Raw genomic sequence first — 19,498 nt, 5'->3', positions numbered from 1 at the left:
ATTGTGTAACATAAATAAGGCGTAAACTTTTGTTTACAGATGTTGAATATTATTCATTAGGCAGAGAAATGAACGAGAAGAGTAAGTTACTTTACACCCCAGAACAGAGGATCAAAAGAGATCAATCTGTTTGGACACTTGTTCAAGGTGTTTTGGCTCCCGTGCAATTTTTAGTCTTCTTAGTAAGTATAACCTTAGTTATCAGGTTTCTAATGACCGGAAAAGATTATGACTATGCCAACTATTCCATCATGCTAAAGACCTTTCTGCTCCTTTTAATCATGGTTACTGGTTGTATCTGGGAAAAGGTTGTCTTTGATAAGTACTTATTTGCAGAGGCGTTTTTTTGGGAAGACGTCTTTAGTATGCTCGTGATTTTCCTTCACTTGAGTTACGTCTACTGTCTATTGAATCAAATATTGAGTCCTAACGCCTTAATGATTTTAGCCCTGTGTGCTTATGGTGCCTACTTCATTAATGCTGCTCAATTCATTTGGAAATTAAGAGTTGCACGAAAAGAATATGAGGCTTTGCAAAACAAAGCCTCAATGACTAACGAAATATTTCAACAAGGTTATGCCTCATGAATGCAGTTATTCCAATCCAGGCAGTAGTTCAATCCGGTTGTGGAACACCTCCAGAAGTCATCCGTGAACGTGGACAACGTGAAGTATTTTGTGGATTAACTGGCATTATTTGGATGCATCGTAAGATTCAGGATGCATTTTTTCTGGTGGTTGGTTCACGTACTTGTGCACATCTCATTCAGTCAGCTGCAGGGGTGATGATTTTTGCCGAGCCTAGATTTGCAACAGCAATTATTGATGATCGTGATCTTGCAGGGCTTGCCGATGCAAATGCTGAATTAGATAAAGTCGTTCAAAGATTATTGGCAAGACGTCCAGATATTAAACTTCTATTCCTTGTCGGTTCATGCCCATCTGAAGTCATTAAATTAGACTTACACCGTGCAGCCGGTCGTTTAGATAAACAATTTGGTCCTCAAGTACGAATTCTGAATTATTCAGGAAGCGGAATCGAAACAACCTTTACCCAAGGTGAAGATGCTTGCTTAAATGCGCTTGTCCCACAGTTACCGGTAACTGAAGAAAAAGCCATCATGATTGTGGGTTGCTTACCTGATATCGTTGAAGATCAGTTTGCAAGGCTCTTTACTGAGATGGGTGTGACAAATGTTAGCTTTTTCCCACCACGCAACTCAAGAACACTTCCAGCGGTCGGAAGCAATACGCAATTTATCTTAGCTCAACCATTTTTAGGGGATACAGTCCGCGCACTAGAGTCTCGTGGAGCTAGTCATCTAAGTGCCCCATTTCCATTTGGGATCGAGGGAACAACTGAATGGTTAGCTGCAATTGCAACTGCGATGGGAGTCTCACAAGAGATATTTGATAAAGTGACAGCGCCGAAAAAAGCAAGAGCTGAAATGGCTTTGGCACCACTCAAAGAAACTTTACAAAATAAAAAGATTTTCTTCTTCCCAGACTCGCAGTTAGAAATTCCTCTTGCTAGGTATTTAAATCGTGAGTTAGGCATGGAGCTTACAGAAGTAGGCACACCTTATTTGCATAAGCAAATTTTAGAAAAAGAATTAGCTTTGTTACCACAAAATGTCCAGTTATCTGAGGGGCAAGATGTAGAGAAACAATTAGATCGACTCAAGTTGGCAAAGCCAGACATGGTCGTTTGTGGTTTAGGCTTAGCTAACCCACTAGAGTCTGAAGGATACACAACAAAATGGGCGATTGAACTCGTGTTTAGCCCAATTCATGGTTACGATCAAGCAGCCGATCTGGCCGAGTTATTCGCAAGACCTCTGCGTCGTAAAGCAAAACTACAGTTTGATACGGAGGCCCTATGCAATTAACTCTTTGGACCTATGAAGGACCGCCTCACGTTGGAGCGATGCGGATTGCTACAGCGATGACAGATTTGCATTATGTATTGCATGCGCCACAGGGCGACACTTACGCCGATTTACTTTTCACAATGATTGAGCGTCTCCCCAAAAGACCTCCTGTAACGTATACAACCTTTCAAGCGCGTGACTTGGGAGGAGATACTGCTCAACTATTTAAAAACGCTGCTAAAGAATCTTTTGAGCGTTTTAAACCACAAGCTATGATTGTTGGTGCTTCTTGCACTGCCGAGCTGATTCAAGACGATCCAGGTGGTTTAAGTAAGGCATTAAATTTACCAATCCCAGTCATTCCCTTGGAATTACCGTCTTATCAAAAGAAAGAAAATTGGGGTGCTTCTGAGACTTTTTATCAAATTGTCCGCCACTTAACCGTGCAGGATACAAAAATAGCAGCAGCTACTCATATCAGCCAACGTCAAGAAAAATTGGCAGCAGGTAAAAAGCCAAGTTGTAATATTTTAGGTCCCACAGCACTTGGATTTAGGCACCGTGACGATATAAAGGAAGTGAGCAAAATGCTCACGATGTTAGGTATTGAAATTAATGTAGTTGCTCCTCAAAGTGCTAGTCCAAGTGACATCACTCGAATTCCACAAGCTGATTTTAATGTTGTTCTTTACCCAGAAATTGCTCAGACAACAGCTTCATGGCTTTCAAGAATGTATGGCCAACCATTTACTAAAGTAGTTCCAATTGGTGTCAATGCAAGTATTGATTTCATGAAAGAAGTAGCGCAGTTAGCGGGCATTTCTGAAGAAAAAGTATTAAAAGAAATTAAGTCAAATTCTTCCTGGTACGCCCGTTCAGTTGATTCTACCTACTTGACCGGTAAACGCGTCTTTATTTTTGGCGATGCTACCCATGTGATTGCAGCAGCTAGAATTTCTCGTGATGAAATGGGTTTCCAAGTCGTTGGGATGGGGACTTACTCGAGAGAGTTTGCGAAAGATGTACGTGAAGCAGCGAAATCATATGGTTTAGAAGCCATCATTACAGATGATTATTTAGAAGTTGAAGAAAAAGTTGCAGAGCTTTCCCCAGAACTGGTTCTTGGCACGCAAATGGAACGTCATATTGCCAAGCGTTTAGGGGTTCCTTGTGCCGTCATTTCTGCGCCAGTGCATGTGCAAGATTTCCCAGCTAGATATGCTCCGCAAATGGGCTTCGAAGGTGCCAATGTTATTTTTGATACTTGGATTCATCCGCTGATGATGGGTCTAGAAGAGCATCTCATCATGATGTTTAGAGAAGATTTTGAATTTAATAGTAATGTCCCTGCCTCACATTTGGGACATGTTGGAGCGGCGTCTGCATCCTCCCATCAGGTCACTGAAGCAGCTCCATATTTTGAATTAGAAGTTCCCGTAGTTGATCAAGAGCAACCTGATAAAAAAGAAGAGTTTGATACGCAACAGCAGTCTACAACTCAACAATCTTCTGTAGATCAAGCGGTGTGGTCTGCAGATGCCTTAAAGGAATTAGGCAAGATTCCATTTTTTGTACGAGGAAAAGCTCGGCGAAATACAGAAAAGTATGCAATTGAGCATGGTATGCAGCAGATCACCTTGGAGACGCTTTACGATGCAAAAGCCTATTACAGTCGTTAATAAAACTCCTCTTAAATTTGTCTTAGTGACGATGGATACCCATCTCCTAAGTGCAAGTGAAAAGGCGAGTTTTGCATTAAAACGTGAAATGCCGAATCTGGATTTTAAAATTCATGCGGCAGCTGGTTGGGCTACAGCACCTGAGAAGCTTGCTGAGTGTAAAAAAGATATTGCTGAGGCTGATATCGTTGTCACTACGATGTTATTTTTGGAAGACCACTTTTTACCTATTCTTGAAGATTTAAAAGCGCGTCGCAATCATTGTGATGCCATGGTCTGTGCAATGTCTGCGGCAGAAGTGGTACCCCTTACCAAAATCGGTGATTTTGATATGAGTAAGCCAGCAAGTGGACCACTTGCATTGCTCAAAAAAATGCGTGGCTCTAAAGAGAAGAATACAACGGGTGGTGCTGCGCAAATGAAGATGCTACGTCGTTTGCCAAAAATTCTAAAATATATTCCTGGAACCGCTCAGGATGTGCGTAATTATTTCTTGACCCTACAGTACTGGTTGGGTGGTTCAGAAGAGAATATGTACCATATGGTCCGTTTTCTCATTCATAAATATGCAGCTGGTCCAAGAGCATCACTTAAAAATGCCAAGGGTAAGATTGTTGAACCGGTAATGTATCCCGATTCTGGAGTTTACCATCCGCGCCTCAAAGGACGTATTAGTGAAGAACTAAATCAAGTTCCTAAACTTGTACCTGATCACAAGGCAAAAGGTAAGATTGGTATTTTGCTACTTAGATCTTATGTTTTAGCTGGTAATACACAGCACTATGATGCTGTCTTTGCGGCACTTGAAGCGCGAGGATATCAGGTCGTTCCTATTTTTGCTGCAAGCCTTGATGCACGCCCTGCGATTGATCAGTTCTTAATAAAAAATGGCAAATGTACCGTAGATGCCATGATTTCTCTCACAGGCTTTTCACTTGTTGGTGGTCCTGCTTACAATGATGCCAAAGCTGCTGAAGAGGTGTTAGGTAAACTAGATGTACCGTACATGGCAGCCCATCCAGTAGAGTTCCAAAATCTTTCTGATTGGGGTAGTTCCGATCGTGGCTTACTACCTGTGGAAAGTACCCTTATGGTGGCTATTCCTGAATTAGATGGTGCCACTAATCCAATGGTTTATGGCGGCCGTTCTGGTGCACCTGGCACAACGTGTACAGGTTGCCATCGTCAATGCACCTTCACTGAAAAAAATAATGTGAATGATATGTTCACCTGTGTTGAACGGGTAGATATGCTCGCAGCCAGAATGGATAAGATGATTTCACTGAAGAAATCATCTCACCATGATCGTAAAGTTGCGATTGTTATTTTTAACTTCCCACCAAATGCGGGAAGAGTGGGAACCGCAGCGTATTTAGGTGTCTTTGAGTCCATTTATGAAACCATGGCACGTATGAAGCAAGATGGTTATCAAGTAGATATGCCTGCCAGCGTCGACGAATTAAGAGAATCTATCCTGCACGGTAATGCACAGCAATTTAATACCGATGCAAATGTTCACTTTAAGATTTCAACAAATGACCATGTCAAACGTGAGACCTGGTTGAAGGACATTGAAAAACAATGGGGTCCTGCACCTGGTAAACAATTAAGTGATGGTTCTGGAATTTTTGTATTAGGTAAACAGTTTGGTAATGTACTTCTTACCGTTCAACCGGGCTTTGGATACGAAGGTGATCCAATGCGTTTGTTATATGAAAAAGGTTTTACGCCTACACACGCTTTCTCAGCTTTCTATCGTTATTTAAGAGAAGATTTTGGAGCCCATGCAGCGCTTCATTTTGGGACTCATGGCGCTTTAGAGTTTATGCCTGGTAAACAAACAGGCTTGTCTGGCAATTGTTGGCCAGATCGTCTTATTAAAGATTTACCTAATATTTACTTATATGCGTCTAACAACCCATCAGAGGGTGCCATTGCGAAGAGACGTTCAGGTGCAACATTAATCAGTTATTTGACTCCACCGATTGCTCAAGCAGGTCTTTATAAGGGACTTGCAGATTTAAAGGCCTCAGTAGAACGTTATCGCTTATTACCAGAAAATGACCATGACCTTGCCAATGTTGTGGAGCGTGAACAACTTAGCGAGTTAATTTTTACCCAAGCGACTAGTATTGAAATTATCTCAGCCACAAGTTCCTGGGAAGCTCTTACACAAAAGCAAATCAGCGCTGAAGTAGTGAAGTTGAGTGAAGAGTTATTAGCATATGAATATGCCTTGATTCCAGAGGGCTTACACGTTATTGGTAAGAAAAAAACATTAAGTGCAAATTTAGAGATGCTAAAGAGTATGGCAAAGTTTAGCGTCGAAGTAACCCTGGAAGATGAGGTCTTCCTGGATATTGTTAAAGGATCTTTACCTCAAGAAATTATTCTTGCGCATAAACTTGGCAAAATCGAAAATATCGAAAAAATTATTACGGATTTACAGACTGCATATAAGTTCATGCAAATGGATAGTGAATTAGATGGACTGATGAATGCGCTGGATGGAAAATATATTCCCCCAGCACCTGGCGGGGATGTATTACATAACTTAGACGTACTGCCAACGGGGCGTAACTTACATGGTTTTGATCCTTTCAGAATACCTAGTCAGTATGCAGTGAAAGATGGTGCGCAACAAGCACAGCGTATTTTAGATCGCCACATGGCTGAAGAAAATGTCTTGCCTGAGTCGATTGCTATCGTCTTATGGGGTACGGATAATCTTAAAACAGAAGGTGCACCAATTGGTCAAGTTCTGGCATTAATGGGAGCTCAACCACGTTTCGATAGTTATGGACGTTTAGCTGGCGCTACATTAATTCCTTTAGAAATTTTAGGTCGTCCTCGCATTGATGTGGTTGTATCTATCTCTGGTATTTTCAGAGATCTCATGCCATTACAGATTAAGTTGTTAGCCGAAGCTGCTTTATTAGCAGCTAAAGCTGACGAACCTGCTGATCAAAATTTTGTGCGTAAACATGCCCTTGATTATATGGCGAGGATGGGTTGCGATATGGAGACAGCTGCACTACGCGTCTTCGGTAATGCAGACGGTACCTATGGTGCAAACGTAAATTTATTGATCGATAACAGCAAATGGGATGATGAAGAAGAGTTATCGAATACCTATAAGAAGCGTAAAGGTTTTGCATATGGGGTTAGCGGAAAACCTCAATTACAGAAGGCTGAGTTACTAGAAGGTATTTTTGCTGATGTGTCACTCACTTACCAGAATTTAGACTCCGTAGAACTTGGTGTAACAACGATTGATACCTACTTTGATACTTTAGGTGGGATCAGTCAAGCTGTAAAACATGCAAAGGGTGGCGTTGATTCGCCAGTTTATATCGGTGATCAAACTTCGGGTAAGGGAGTGGTCAGAACGCTCAACGAGCAAGTAACCTTAGAAACTAGAACACGTATGCTCAATCCAAAATGGTATGAGGGCATCTTACAACATGGCTTTGAGGGTGTGCATCAGATTGAAACCCATTTGACCAATACTTTTGGTTGGTCAGCAACTACCGGTCAAGTTCAGCCATGGGTTTATCAACAAATTACAGAGACTTTTGTCTTAGATGATGTAATGCGTGAACGCTTAGCAGATTTAAATCCAAGCGCCACGGCCAAAGTAGCAAATCGTTTGCTTGAAGCAAGCGAAAGGAAGTATTGGAATCCATCCGCACAAGATCTCGCTAAATTGCGACAATTTGCTGAAGAGTTAGAAGATCGACTCGAAGGCGTCTACCAAGGAGTAGCAATTTCATGAACACAGTTTCAGTCCCTATCTCAGTATTGAATGCAGCAAAACCACCTGATGGTGATGGTAGTGTTCAAGTGCACCTTGACCCTAATATCAAAATTGGAAATGCAAAAGTATTTGCCATTTACGGTAAAGGTGGAATTGGGAAGAGTACCACTTCCTCCAACTTATCGGCTGCTTTTTCAAAGCTTGGTAAACGTGTATTACAGATTGGTTGTGACCCAAAGCATGACTCAACCTTTACTCTCACCGGTAAATTAGTACCCACGGTGATTGATATTTTAGAGACAGTGGATTTTCATGCAGAAGAACTCAAGATAGAAGATTTTGTCTACGAGGGTTATAACGGTGTGATGTGCGTTGAAGCCGGTGGTCCTCCTGCCGGAACTGGTTGTGGTGGTTATGTAGTTGGACAAACAGTCAAACTCTTAAAAGAACATCATTTATTAGAAGATACAGATGTCGTGATATTTGACGTTCTTGGCGACGTTGTATGCGGCGGCTTTGCTGCTCCTTTACAACATGCAGATCGTGCCTTAATCGTTACAGCAAATGATTTTGACTCCATTTTTGCGATGAACCGAATTGTTCAGGCGATTGCTGCCAAAGCTAAAAACTACGATGTACGTTTAGGCGGTGTGATTGCTAACCGTAGCGCAGGAACCGATCAGATTGATAAGTTTAATAAACGCGTGGGTTTAAAGACGATGGCTCACTTTCCTGATCTTGATGCAATTCGTCGCAGCAGATTAAAAAAATGCACTATTTTTGAAATGGAAGAGACCCCTGAAATCCTAGCAGTACAAAACGAATATTTACGATTAGCAGCTTCCTTACTAGAGGAACTTCCACCGATTGAAGCAGAAAGTTTGAAAGACCGTGAAATTTTTGATCTTTTAGGATTTGATTGATGACAACAATACGATACGAAAAAAAACGTAGTGAGCTTGAAGAATATTTTGATCGGACAGCTTCGCAAGCATGGGCAAAGTTAACTTCTGATGCACCTGTCAGTGGGATTCGAGCAACCGTAAGGGCTGGTCGTGATCAAACCCGAGATATTCTTTTGAGTCGTTTACCAGAGAATCTTGCTGGCACTAGGATTTTGGATGCAGGTTGTGGAACTGGTGCTTTGGCAGTCGAATTAGCTAAACGAGGCGCACACGTGATTGCCGTTGATCTATCTGCTACCTTAATTGATTTAGCTAAAGAGAGACTAGATCCTAGGTTAGAGCATTTAGTTGAGTTTCATGCAGGTGACATGTTAGATCCCAAATTTGGTTATTTTGATTATGTAGTTTGTATGGACTCAGTGATTCATTATCAAGGTAACGATAAGGTCTCTGTTCTCGGTCAACTCGCAAAAAACACACAACATAAAATCATCTTCACTTTTGCGCCGAGTACGTTTGCTCTTGAACTGATGATTCGCTCTGGCAAGCTTTTCCCCAAAAAAGATCGCTCGCCCTTTATTGTGCCGATTGCTGAAAATCAGATTCGAGATGAAATCAAACAGGCAGAAGATTTAAAAGATTGGGATGTCACTTTCACCCAAAAAGTATCAAGTATGTTTTATAAATCACAAACGATGGAAATCACTAAAAAATGAAAGTTCCATTTTTAGTCAATAGAAAAACCTGGACTGCCGTAAGTCCTAAGTTACTCCCATTTGCAGATGTGGTGAGTGATGACTTACCTTTGTCTCGGCTTTTACGATTGTCTTTATTCCAAGTTACCGTTGGAATGGCTGCAACGCTATTGATCGGCACCTTAAATCGCGTATTGATTCTTGAGATGGGTGTAAGCGCTTGGTTAGTTGCATTAATGGTTGCCCTACCTTTACTGTTTGCCCCCTTTAGAGCATTAATTGGTTTTAAATCCGATCAACATCGCTCTGTTTTAGGTTGGAAACGAGTACCTTATATTTGGATTGGTACCTTATTACAATTTGGCGGCTTATCGATTATGCCTTTTGCTTTGATCCTATTATCAGGGGATACGCAGTGGCCGATTTGGTTTAGTCATATTGCCAGTGGTCTAGCATTTTTACTCGTTGGTGCTGGTATGCAGACCACACAAACTGCAGGACTTGCACTCGCCACAGATATTGCAACTGAAGAGTCTCGTCCCAGAGTAGTTGCTTTGATGTATGTCATGCTACTAGTTGGTATGGTCATCAGTGGCATCGTATTTAGTTTTTTCTTAAATCCTTTTACACAAATTCAATTAATACAGGTTGTTCAAACTGCTGCTGCAGTAACTTTATTTCTCAATCTTATTGCCTTGTGGAAACAAGAAGCTAGACAACCTCATAAAACAAATCCAGCCATCAAGAGACCTGAATTTAGAGAAAGTTGGAATCAATTTGCTACCAAAGGAAAACTAAAGCGTTATTTAGTGATGCTTGGATTGGGTACTGCGGCATTTAGTATGCAAGATATTATTTTAGAACCTTATGGTGGCGAGATTCTTCACTTAAGCGTGTCACAAACCAGTTTGCTGACTGCGTTAATGTCAGGTGGCGCTTTATTTGCTTTTGCTTTAGCTGCACGTTGGTTATCAAAAGGGATGGAACCCTACAGGATTGCCGCCTTTGCTTTATTAGTTGGTTTATTGGCTTTTTCTGCAGTCATTTTTGCAGAGCCGATGAATTCAACCATCATGTTTAGAGTTGGAGCAACCTTCATTGGCTTTGGGGCAGGTCTATTCTCAATTAGTACTTTAATTATTGCCATGAAAATGGACAATATTGGTATGACAGGAATGGCTATTGGGGCTTGGGGTGCAGTAAATACTACTGCCTCTGGCATAGCAATTTCATTAGGTGGCTTAATTCGCGATTTGATTTCAGATCTAGCAAAGCAGGGACTTTTAGGAGATGCCTTAAATAACCCCGCCACAGGTTATCAATTTGTATATCACATTGAAATATATTTAATTTTTGCAACATTGATCGCATTGGGTCCTTTGGTAATCTATCAATCCAATCAAAGGGTATCAACCAAGAAGTTTGGATTGGCAGAATTACCAGGCTAATTTTTTATAGGAGAAAGTTATGACAGGATTTGGAGCAATTACCGCTGGTTGGGATGTAGCATCACTCATTTTTACAATATTTATTGTATTTTTTCTTGGGTTGGTGATTCATTTGACTTTAGAAAGTAAACGAGAGGGGTTTCCTCTTGAGTCAGAGCGCTTTGGAAAAATAAGCAATGAAGCGGGCCTGATTATGATGCCTAAATCTAAGTCATTTTTGACGGAATCAGGGCAAGAATATTTAGCTCCATTAAAAAATGCTCCAGCACCAGAGGTGCTGAATGCAGTTCCTGCTCATCATATGAATGGTGCGCCATTAGTACCGACAGGTAATCCATTACTTGCAGGTGTCGGCCCGGGTTCTTATGCTAATCGTGCTGATGTACCAGATGTAGGCTTGCATGGTGAACCAAGAATTATGCCAATCTCACAACTACCAAGTTTTTCGGTTAATAAAAATGATAAAAATCCGATTGGCATGACTGTTTATGGTGCTGATCAGAAACCGGCTGGCAAGGTTACCAATCTGTGGGTTGATCATATGGAGTCAATGATCCGATATTTTGAAGTGGAATTAACACCAGGTAACAATGTATTGATTCCTTTGAATTTCGCTTTGATTAAAGAGGGTGGTGTTAGAGTAAATTCAATATTAAGCCATCAATTTAGCGATGTACCAAAAACGAAAAGTAATTCACAAATTACCTTACTAGAGGAAGAAAAAGTGATGGCTTATTATGGTGCAGGTACTTTGTATGCAACGCCTGATCGTCAGGAGCCATTAGCATGAGAAAAAATCTCAATAATGGTCGTGAATATGAACTAGAAGCAGAGTACGGCTTACCTGAAAAACTTCCAGAAACTGAAAAAGTAATTTGGCAGGGTTCTCCAAATGTTTGGAGAACTGCTAAAGATATATTTTATATTCGCCCCGTCATTGTTTATTTTTTATTTCTTGTTTTTTATCGAATTTATGATGGAGTTGTTTTAGAGCATAGTTTGCAAGCAGTGATTATTTCCACTGCTTGGATGATTTTTCTGAGTATCGTAAGTATCGGATTACTAGGTACACTTGCCTTCTTTACCGCTAAATCTGCAGTTTATACGATTACAAACCGCCGCATCGTAATGCGAATTGGTATGGCTTTAACTTTATCGTTCAACTTGCCATTTAAAGAAATTGTAAGTGCAGACTTTAAAGCCCAAAAAGATGGTTATGGAAATATCCCCTTAAAGGTTAATCAGGACACCAAAATAGCCTACTTTCATTTATGGCCTCATGTTAGACCAATGAATTTTAATCATCCTGAGCCGATGCTTAGAAATATTGCCAATGTTAAAGAAGTCGCGGAATTAATCAAACAGGCCTGGGCAACTGAAAATCAGATTGTAATCAACCAAGTTGCAACCAACACACCAATAATTCAACCTAATCGTTCGCGACAGGGTTTAAATGTTGGACTTACAAACGATTTAAGCCTAACTTAAAGAAATCTAATGTCCAATAACCAACTTCAATCCAAAATCTCACCTTCGATCAAAATCTCACCTTCGATCAAGGCATTCGTGATCTGTATCGCGCTCAGCTTGTTTGGTTATTTTATAAGTACATTATTTTTAGATGAAAAAAATCAAATACAAAAAGCGCAGCCAGTTCAGGTAAAAGTATTGAAATTTGAGGATAGAGAAGATGGTGGGGTTACTGTTATTGATGCTACAACGAATCAAATTATCGATGTAGTGCAGGGCGAGGCAGGGTTTGTTAGAGGAATCTTAAGGACAGTTGCACGTGAAAGAAGGATCCGTGGACTAGGGAAAGAGGACCCAGTCAATTTGATGGCTTTTAATGATGGCAGACTAGTTTTGTTAGACCCATTAACGAATACTCAAATTGAATTAGAGTCTTTTGGTTCGCAAAATGTCGAAAGCTTTAAAGTATTTTTGAAAAATAATAATTCATAGGAATCAACATGTCCAAACAAGTTAATTATTCATTAGATATGTCAAATACTTGGGAGGACTTATACGCCCATGTTGAACTAGAGGGTGTTGATATCGGACCTGGCGACGCGATTCAATTGCATCAAGTTCCAGTTGACTTGCCTTATGGTCAAAAAAGAAGAGTTACTGGCAAGGCATCTTATTTTAAAGCGAGTAGTTTGAAGAGATGGTTCATTCGGACATTCTCTCGCTTTGAAATAACAATGCTTTACGAAGTCAGTTTTTCATCGACACGATTTTCACAACAGCGCGCAAGAGAGTTGAACTTGCAAAAGAAGTCTATATAAAAAAAGGATAACTTATGAATACCTTAGCTCCGGAATTTAAAAATGATTTTCCAATCAACCTTTCTACTGATAAAGCCTTAGAAAATACGGTTTTAAGCCCACGTTTTTATACCACTGATTTCGAAGAAATGGATGGTATGAATATTGAGAGTATGCGGGGTGAGTGGAATAAATTGATGAAAGAATTTGAATCTGATCCTAATCAGTCACACTTTCAACGTCCTGAGGATATGCTCAAAGACTACTCAAAATTACCTGATGGTCTTTATCAAGAGTTTTTGGATTTTATGATTAGTTCAATTACTTCAGAATTCTCTGGTTGTGTACTTTATGCAGAAATTAAAAAGAAAGTTAAAAACCCTGATCTAAAGGAACTCTTTGGATATATGGCACGTGACGAGAGTCGTCATGCTGGTTTTATCAACCAATGGTTAAAAGATTTTGGAGTTGGTATTGATTTAGGATTTTTAGCGAGAACTAAAAAATATACATTTTTTAAGCCAAAGTTTATTTTTTATGCAACCTACTTATCTGAGAAGATTGGTTATGCGAGGTATATCAAGATATTCCGTATCGTGGATCAGAATCCAGAGATTCGCTTTCACCCGATATTTTTGTGGTTTGAGAAATGGTGTAATGATGAATTTCGTCATGGCGAAGCGTTTGCTGTATTGATGCGCTCTGACCCGAAATTATTATCGGGTGTAAATAAGCTTTGGATTAGATTCTTTTTACTTGCCGTATATGCAACCATGTACGTTAGAGATCATTCACGGGTGGAGTTTCATAAAGCTTTGGGAGTGTCGCCAACGCAATATGACAAAGAAGTATTGCACTTAACTTCTGAAATCTCCAAGCAGGTATTTCCATTCACAATTGATTTAGATAATCAAAATGTTTGGGATAAGTTTGACAAATTAAGAGTTTTATCTGATCGGATGGAAGAATATAAAGAACAGCCTGGCCTCCTCTCAAAATTGAAGCGTTTGGGTACAGGTATTCAAGCTGGAGCAACATTTGTTAGTTTGTATTTAATTCCTGTTGTGCCGAATGAATTAAAAGCAGATTTCCGCTTAAAGCCTGTTTGGTAGAAAGTACCCTAAATGAAAGGTGCTGTGTTTCCTTTTTTATTTACTATCTTTGTATGGTGGTTTAGTACGGGCTTTATTTTATGGCTGGACCGTCTATCCCCTATGCGCTTTAAATGGATTATGGTGGTTAACACAGCAATTCTCATTGCGGCATTTTGGGGCTTGAATGTTAGTAGCCAATCTTCCTCGGTTGCAGATGCGTATTGTGCTTTTTGCTGTGCCCTATTAATTTGGGCTTGGCAAGAAATTGCTTTTTTATTAGGATATGTTACGGGTTCAAGGAGAACTGCCTGTCCTGATGGTGCAAAAGGATGGGCACGTGCTAGATATGCTTTTGAGGCGTTAAATCATCATGAGTTAGCTTTGTTATTACTGTTTATTGGTGTGGCAGCATGTAGTTGGAATGCAGATAACTTAACTGGCTTTTGGACTTTTGTCATTCTTTGGCTCATGCGGCAAAGTGCGAAGTTAAATATTTTCTTAGGTGTACTGAACCTGAATGAAAACTTTCTTCCGAAGCACTTAAAGTATTTACAAAGCTATTTTCGTCGTCGTTCTATGAATTACTTGATGCCTATTTCTATAGTGGCATCTTGCTTGTTTGTAGTGCCCCTATGGAGTGGAGTACTAACTGAGGGGACTGCCTCTTTTGAGATGGCTTCTAACGGCATTCTTGCAACCCTATTAACGCTTGCGATTGTTGAGCATCTATTTTTGGTTATACCGTTTCAACTTGAATTTTTATGGAAGTGGGGCTTTCGCGAAGAAAGGTAAATTATGGGACATTTAGACGCTGATATTTTGCTTGCTCAACCTAGGGGATTTTGTGCTGGGGTGGACCGAGCGATTCAAATTGTGAAAGAGGCGATTCGCCAATTTGGAACGCCAATTTATGTGCGTCATCAAATTATCCATAATGCTAGAGTGATTGCTGAATTAAGTAGTGAAGGTGCAATCTTCATTGAAGAATTATCTGAGGTACCGGACGGTTCGACGCTTATTTTTAGCGCACATGGTGTCTCAGCAGAAATTAAGTATTTAGCCAGCTTACGAGACTTGCGTATTTTTGATGCAACCTGTCCTTTGGTGAATAAAGTGCACGTTGAAGTTCAAAAATTACACGCTGCTGGAATTCCGATTGTGATGATCGGTCATCATGGCCATCCTGAGGTGGACGGCACGATGGGTCAGGTGAAAGACAATATTTATTTAGTTGAAAAAGTGGCTGATATTGCCAAGTTGCCCTTAGGGCAAGATCAGCAAATTGCTTATGTGACTCAAACCACTTTATCCATTGATGAGACTAAAGAGATTATTACTGCATTAAAAGCAAGTTTTAACAATATTGTAGAGCCTAAAAAACAAGATATTTGTTACGCTACTCAAAATCGTCAAGATGCAGTAAAAGAGCTCATTCCCCTAGTGGATGTGATGGTAGTTGTTGGAAGTGCCAATAGCTCAAATTCAAATCGACTCAGAGAGTTAGCAACCAAGATGGGCGTTCCGGCTTATTTAGTCGATGATCCCCTACAGGTGAAGCCTGAATGGTTCTTCGATAAAAAGCGTGTAGGTATATCTGCAGGAGCTTCTGCACCTGAAAACTTAACCCAAGAGATTATCGACGTGGTTCGCCATTATGGGTTGCGAGTTGTAAAGACACTGCCAGGTATTGTCGAAAATACAGTTTTTTCAATGCCAAAAGGTTTGCAAAAAACTGCATCCTTATAAGAGGAATCTCCTTTAGGAATTTTTAGGACTACTAGGGAAAATCCTTAGTTATTTTCATGGTATTTTTTAAGATTAAGTGTAAAATTTAATTTACACAATTGTCGTAAATAAAAAAATACAAACATGAAATTGCCAGCGTTTATAGAGTTACTTAAACCTATCACATGGTTTCCACCCATGTGGGCATTCACTTGCGGCGCAATCAGTTCAGGTCAAGCTTTTAGTCAGAATTGGCAAGTTATTCTGCTCGGTATCCTTTTGACAGGTCCTTTAGTCTGTGCATCAAGCCAAGCCGTAAACGATTGGTTTGATAGGCATGTTGATGCTATAAACGAGCCGAATCGACCAATTCCGTCAGGGCGCATTCCTGGCAGGTGGGGACTTTATTTAGGAATCATTTGGTCGTTACTATCATTGGCTGTAAGCTCTTTTTTAGGAACTTGGGGATTTTATGCGACTTTATTAGCACTCGCGTTTTCGTGGGCTTACAGTATGCCGCCCATACGATTAAAACAAAATGGCTGGTATGGAAATCTAGCTTGCTCGATTAGTTATGAGGGCTTGGCTTGGATTACTGGAGCTGCACTGTTATCTATCAGCCTTACACCAAGTAATCCATCCTTATTATTTGCTGGACTTTATAGTATTGGTGCCCATGGCATCATGACTTTAAATGACTTTAAAGCGATTGAGGGCGATAAAAAAATGGGAATTCGATCTCTTCCAGTTCAATTAGGTGCCGATTCTGCAGCTAAAGTTGCTTGCCTCATCATGTTGGTTCCGCAAGTCATCGTTTGTATTTATTTATATTTGATTGATCAAGCTTGGCATAGTCTTGGGGTCTTCATGTTGATCATGATCCAAATAATACTCATGAAATTTTTTATTTCCAAACCAATAGAAAGAGCGATTTTCTATAGCGGTTTTGGAGTCCCATTATTTGTTAGTGGCATGATGGTTGCTGCTTTCGGTATTCGTCAATTGGGAGTGTGAAATGCTCAGCGCAAATCCTACAACAACTCTTATTAATCAGCAAACAAAGGCGGATGGATCTTTGGGTTGGTTTGGAATTATTCGACTAGGCTTAGTGCAAACTTGTATTGGCGCAATAGTAGTAATGACTACATCAACACTCAATCGAATTATCGTAGTGGAGTTGAGCTTGCCAGCCTTAATCCCCGGAATTCTGGTGGCACTACATTATTTTGTGCAGGTTATTCGTCCTAAGATGGGCTTCATATCAGACCAAGGTAAGCGAAAAACTCCATGGATTATTGGAGGAATGGGTGTACTAGCTTTGGGCGGTGTAGCCGCATCAATAGGGACTGCTCTCTTAGGTATAAATTTAGTAATTGGATTAATCGTATCATTTTTCGCATTTGTGATGATTGGAGTGGGCGTAAGTATTAGTGGGACCTCCTTACTAGCGCTATTAGCAAAAAGTGTAAATGACCAACGTCGAGCGGCAGCTGCAACGATTGTATGGTTGATGATGATTTTTGGATTTGCCATCACCAGTATTTTGATTGGAAAATTTATTGATCCCTATACACCACTGAAAGTGGTAACGATAGCTGGAGTTGTCTCGATGATTGCTTTTCTATTGACGACACTTTCTTTATTTCGATTAGAAGAGACAGTCAGCAAATATGCCCAAAGTTTGCCAGAGGCTAAAAAAGATCAACTATCTTTTAAACAAGCAATTGCTGAAATGTGGAAGGATCGTGACATACGTCACTTTACTCAATTTATTTTTATATCGATGTTAGCTTTTAGCTCCCAAGATTTAATCCTTGAGCCTTTTGCTGGCATTGTTTTCAATTACACAGTTGGTCAAACCACTAGCCTATCTGGATTACAGCATTCAGGGGTATTAGTTGGGATGTTAATGGTCGCTATTTGTGGCAGTAGTTTTTTAAGGAAGTATTTTGGTTCACTCAGTTTTTGGACAGTTTATGGTTGTATTGCTTCTGCGATTGCAATGGCAGGTTTATGTGTCGGTGGTTTAGTTGGTCCGAGTTGGCCACTCAAGCTCAATGTTTTTTTATTAGGTGTTGCAAATGGTGCATTTTCGATTGCAGCGATTGCTTCGATGATGCGCTTAGCCGTAGCTGATGGTGCAGGTAAAGAAGGCGTAAGAATTGGTTTATGGGGTGGAGCACAGGCCATAGCTTTCGGCTTAGGAGGCTTACTAGGAGCTGTTGCAAGTGATGCAGCAAGATGGTTAATTACAGATTCAGCAAGTGCTTATTCATTTGTATTTAGTTTAGAAGCATTGTTATTTGTGGTTTCAGCAAAATTTGCAAAAAATATTCAACGATAAATATTAGGTGGATGATATGAATAAAGAAATTTTTGACGTTGTTGTGGTTGGTGGTGGACCCGCAGGAGCAACAGCTGCTGAAACCTTAGCGAAAAAAGGGAAGAAAGTATTGTTGTTGGATCGAGATGGCAGAATCAAGCCGTGTGGTGGAGCGATTCCACCGAGGTTGATCAAAGATTATGAAATACCTGATTCTCTATTAGTTGCAAAAGCAACCTCTGCAAGAATGGTTTCACCAAAAAACAATAGAGTAGATATTCCGATTGAAGATGGCTTTGTAGGCATGGTTAATCGTAGCGAATTTGACGAATGGTTACGTGAACGAGCAAGAAAATTTGGTGCTGTAAGGCGTGTTGGAAATTTTACTAACCTTGAGGAAGAGGGTGATTTAGTAAAAATCACTTACCGTGTTCGTGAAAAAGCTGAAATTGGTAGTGGTGTTTTATCAGAAGTTTATGCACGTGCAGTAGTTGGCGCAGATGGCGCAAAATCAGGGGTAGGAAGAGCTGCTGGAGTGCCTGGATGCTCCGAGGCAAATTATGTTTTTGCGTACCATGAAATAATTCGTAGACCAGCCGTCACGAATAGTGATTATGATGATTCGCGTTGTGATGTTTTATATCAAAAAGATATTTCTCCAGATTTTTATGGATGGGTATTTCCTCATGGTGATACTTTAAGTATTGGAACGGGAAGTGCTGATAAAGGATTTTCACTCAGAAACGCAGTTGGTAAATTACGTGCAGATATTGGACTAGCCGATGCAGAATTAGTTCGTCATGAAGGTGCGCCATTGCCCATGAAGCCTCTAAAAAAATGGGATAACGGTAAAAACGTCATCCTGGCTGGTGATGCAGCTGGAGTTGTAGCCCCAGCTTCAGGAGAAGGAATTTATTATGCAATGTTAGGTGGTCAACTTGCAGGTGAAGCGATTGAAGAGTTTCTCGTTACCAATGAAGTTAGTAAATTACGTTTAGCCAGAAAGCGCTTTATGAAAGAACATCGCTTACCATTTATTGTATTAGGAGTCATGCAACATTTTTGGTATACGAGTAATAAAAGGCGTGAGAGTTTTGTGAAAATGTGTGAAGACAAAGACGTACAAAAGCTCACATTTGAAGCGTACATGAATAAAAAATTAGTACGTAAAAAACCGATGGCTCACATCAAAATCTTTATTAAAGATATGGGGCACTTATTAGGAATTGCAAAGACTTCATGAACAGTTCTTTTTACCGTCAACCCCATATTATTGCTGCTGGAGCCTGGCTGCTCGTGGTTATTATGTTGGGCGGTTTATTAACTGATTTAAGCCCATGGTATTTTAGTTTGAAGCATCCAGACTGGAAACCACCTGATTGGGCTTTTGGTATCATTTGGACTAGTATTTTTTTATGTGCTTTTTTTGCGTGGATATTGGCTTGGAGTAAATCATCTACAAAAATTCAAAAAAAAATCCTTTCGATATTGTTTTTAAGTAATGGGTTTTTAAATTTGTTCTGGAGTGTTTTGTACTTTAAATTACATCGTCCTGATTGGTCTTTGTTTGAGGCGCTATTTTTATGGGCTTCTGTTTTGGGAATTATTGTGTATTCGTGGGGATTAAGTAGGCAAGCTAGTTTGTTTATGTTGCCCTACATTGTTTGGGTTAGCGTCGCAATCTTACTTAATCTAGAAACAATTCGTTTAAATGGACCTTTTCAATAAAACTCAA

Annotated in this window: 18 protein-coding genes; all 18 read left to right on the top strand. The window is 40.1% G+C overall.

The genetic code is table 11. The features are described 5' to 3' along the window. The first annotated feature begins 29 nt into the window (after positions 1–29). Positions 30–587, top strand: a complete 558-nt coding sequence (gene bchF, locus AOC35_RS08645; RefSeq protein ID WP_245898468.1) for a 2-vinyl bacteriochlorophyllide hydratase — start codon at positions 30–32, stop codon at positions 585–587. Next, positions 584–1,888 carry a ferredoxin:protochlorophyllide reductase (ATP-dependent) subunit N gene (locus tag AOC35_RS08640; RefSeq protein ID WP_108646696.1) on the top strand — a complete coding sequence of 435 codons (1,305 nt, stop codon included), beginning with the start codon at positions 584–586 and terminating at the stop codon, positions 1,886–1,888. Before bchF ends, AOC35_RS08640 begins: the two co-directional genes overlap by 4 nt. Further along, positions 1,879–3,549 (top strand): ferredoxin:protochlorophyllide reductase (ATP-dependent) subunit B, encoded by a 1,671-nt coding sequence (gene bchB, locus AOC35_RS08635; protein WP_108646695.1) that lies wholly within the window; start codon positions 1,879–1,881, stop codon positions 3,547–3,549. Before AOC35_RS08640 ends, bchB begins: the two co-directional genes overlap by 10 nt. After that, complete coding sequence (locus tag AOC35_RS08630; RefSeq protein ID WP_108646694.1) at positions 3,524–7,324, top strand: magnesium chelatase subunit H; 3,801 nt, start codon at positions 3,524–3,526, stop codon at positions 7,322–7,324. The genes bchB and AOC35_RS08630 overlap by 26 nt, the downstream gene beginning before the upstream one ends. After that, a complete protein-coding gene (gene bchL, locus AOC35_RS08625) occupies positions 7,321–8,229 on the top strand; it encodes a ferredoxin:protochlorophyllide reductase (ATP-dependent) iron-sulfur ATP-binding protein (protein ID WP_108646693.1) in 909 nt (302 codons plus the stop codon). Before AOC35_RS08630 ends, bchL begins: the two co-directional genes overlap by 4 nt. Further along, a complete protein-coding gene (gene bchM, locus AOC35_RS08620) occupies positions 8,229–8,927 on the top strand; it encodes a magnesium protoporphyrin IX methyltransferase (protein ID WP_108646692.1) in 699 nt (232 codons plus the stop codon). The genes bchL and bchM overlap by 1 nt, the downstream gene beginning before the upstream one ends. Beyond that, complete coding sequence (locus AOC35_RS08615) at positions 8,924–10,354, top strand: PucC family protein (protein WP_108646691.1); 1,431 nt, start codon at positions 8,924–8,926, stop codon at positions 10,352–10,354. The genes bchM and AOC35_RS08615 overlap by 4 nt, the downstream gene beginning before the upstream one ends. A 19-nt stretch (positions 10,355–10,373) precedes the next feature. Beyond that, on the top strand, positions 10,374–11,144 hold the full coding sequence (gene puhA / locus AOC35_RS08610; RefSeq protein ID WP_108646690.1) for a photosynthetic reaction center subunit H: 771 nt from the start codon (positions 10,374–10,376) through the stop codon (positions 11,142–11,144). Then, the gene (gene puhB / locus AOC35_RS08605) at positions 11,141–11,842 is read left to right on the top strand and encodes a photosynthetic complex putative assembly protein PuhB (protein WP_108646689.1); all 702 of its coding nucleotides are present in this window, start codon (positions 11,141–11,143) and stop codon (positions 11,840–11,842) included. The genes puhA and puhB overlap by 4 nt, the downstream gene beginning before the upstream one ends. A gap of 9 nt (positions 11,843–11,851) precedes the next feature. Further along, entirely contained in the window at positions 11,852–12,316 is a 465-nt protein-coding gene (puhC, locus tag AOC35_RS08600; protein ID WP_108646688.1) for a photosynthetic complex assembly protein PuhC, read from the top strand. 8 nt (positions 12,317–12,324) lie between these two features. Next, positions 12,325–12,642, top strand: a complete 318-nt coding sequence (locus tag AOC35_RS08595; protein ID WP_108646687.1) for a hypothetical protein — start codon at positions 12,325–12,327, stop codon at positions 12,640–12,642. A gap of 14 nt (positions 12,643–12,656) precedes the next feature. Then, positions 12,657–13,733, top strand: a complete 1,077-nt coding sequence (acsF, locus tag AOC35_RS08590; RefSeq protein ID WP_108646686.1) for a magnesium-protoporphyrin IX monomethyl ester (oxidative) cyclase — start codon at positions 12,657–12,659, stop codon at positions 13,731–13,733. 12 nt (positions 13,734–13,745) lie between these two features. Further along, positions 13,746–14,507 (top strand): putative photosynthetic complex assembly protein PuhE, encoded by a 762-nt coding sequence (gene puhE / locus AOC35_RS08585; RefSeq protein ID WP_108646685.1) that lies wholly within the window; start codon positions 13,746–13,748, stop codon positions 14,505–14,507. A 3-nt stretch (positions 14,508–14,510) separates the two neighbouring features. Then, positions 14,511–15,461 (top strand): 4-hydroxy-3-methylbut-2-enyl diphosphate reductase, encoded by a 951-nt coding sequence (gene ispH, locus AOC35_RS08580; RefSeq protein ID WP_108646684.1) that lies wholly within the window; start codon positions 14,511–14,513, stop codon positions 15,459–15,461. 123 nt (positions 15,462–15,584) lie between these two features. After that, complete coding sequence (gene chlG, locus AOC35_RS08575; protein ID WP_108646683.1) at positions 15,585–16,454, top strand: chlorophyll synthase ChlG; 870 nt, start codon at positions 15,585–15,587, stop codon at positions 16,452–16,454. Between the two features lies 1 nt (position 16,455). Continuing rightward, positions 16,456–17,784 carry a BCD family MFS transporter gene (locus AOC35_RS08570; RefSeq protein ID WP_108646682.1) on the top strand — a complete coding sequence of 443 codons (1,329 nt, stop codon included), beginning with the start codon at positions 16,456–16,458 and terminating at the stop codon, positions 17,782–17,784. Positions 17,785–17,800: 16 nt separating this feature from the next. After that, positions 17,801–19,006 (top strand): geranylgeranyl diphosphate reductase, encoded by a 1,206-nt coding sequence (locus AOC35_RS08565; protein WP_108646681.1) that lies wholly within the window; start codon positions 17,801–17,803, stop codon positions 19,004–19,006. Beyond that, complete coding sequence (locus tag AOC35_RS08560; protein ID WP_108646680.1) at positions 19,003–19,491, top strand: TspO/MBR family protein; 489 nt, start codon at positions 19,003–19,005, stop codon at positions 19,489–19,491. Before AOC35_RS08565 ends, AOC35_RS08560 begins: the two co-directional genes overlap by 4 nt. Positions 19,492–19,498: the final 7 nt, after the last annotated feature.

The sequence above is a fragment of the Polynucleobacter rarus genome, from assembly GCF_003072505.1.
Classification (GTDB): Bacteria; Pseudomonadota; Gammaproteobacteria; order Burkholderiales; family Burkholderiaceae; genus Polynucleobacter; species Polynucleobacter rarus.
The sequence above is the reverse complement of the archived record's forward strand: the minus strand, read 5'-3'. Positions and strand labels throughout refer to the sequence as shown.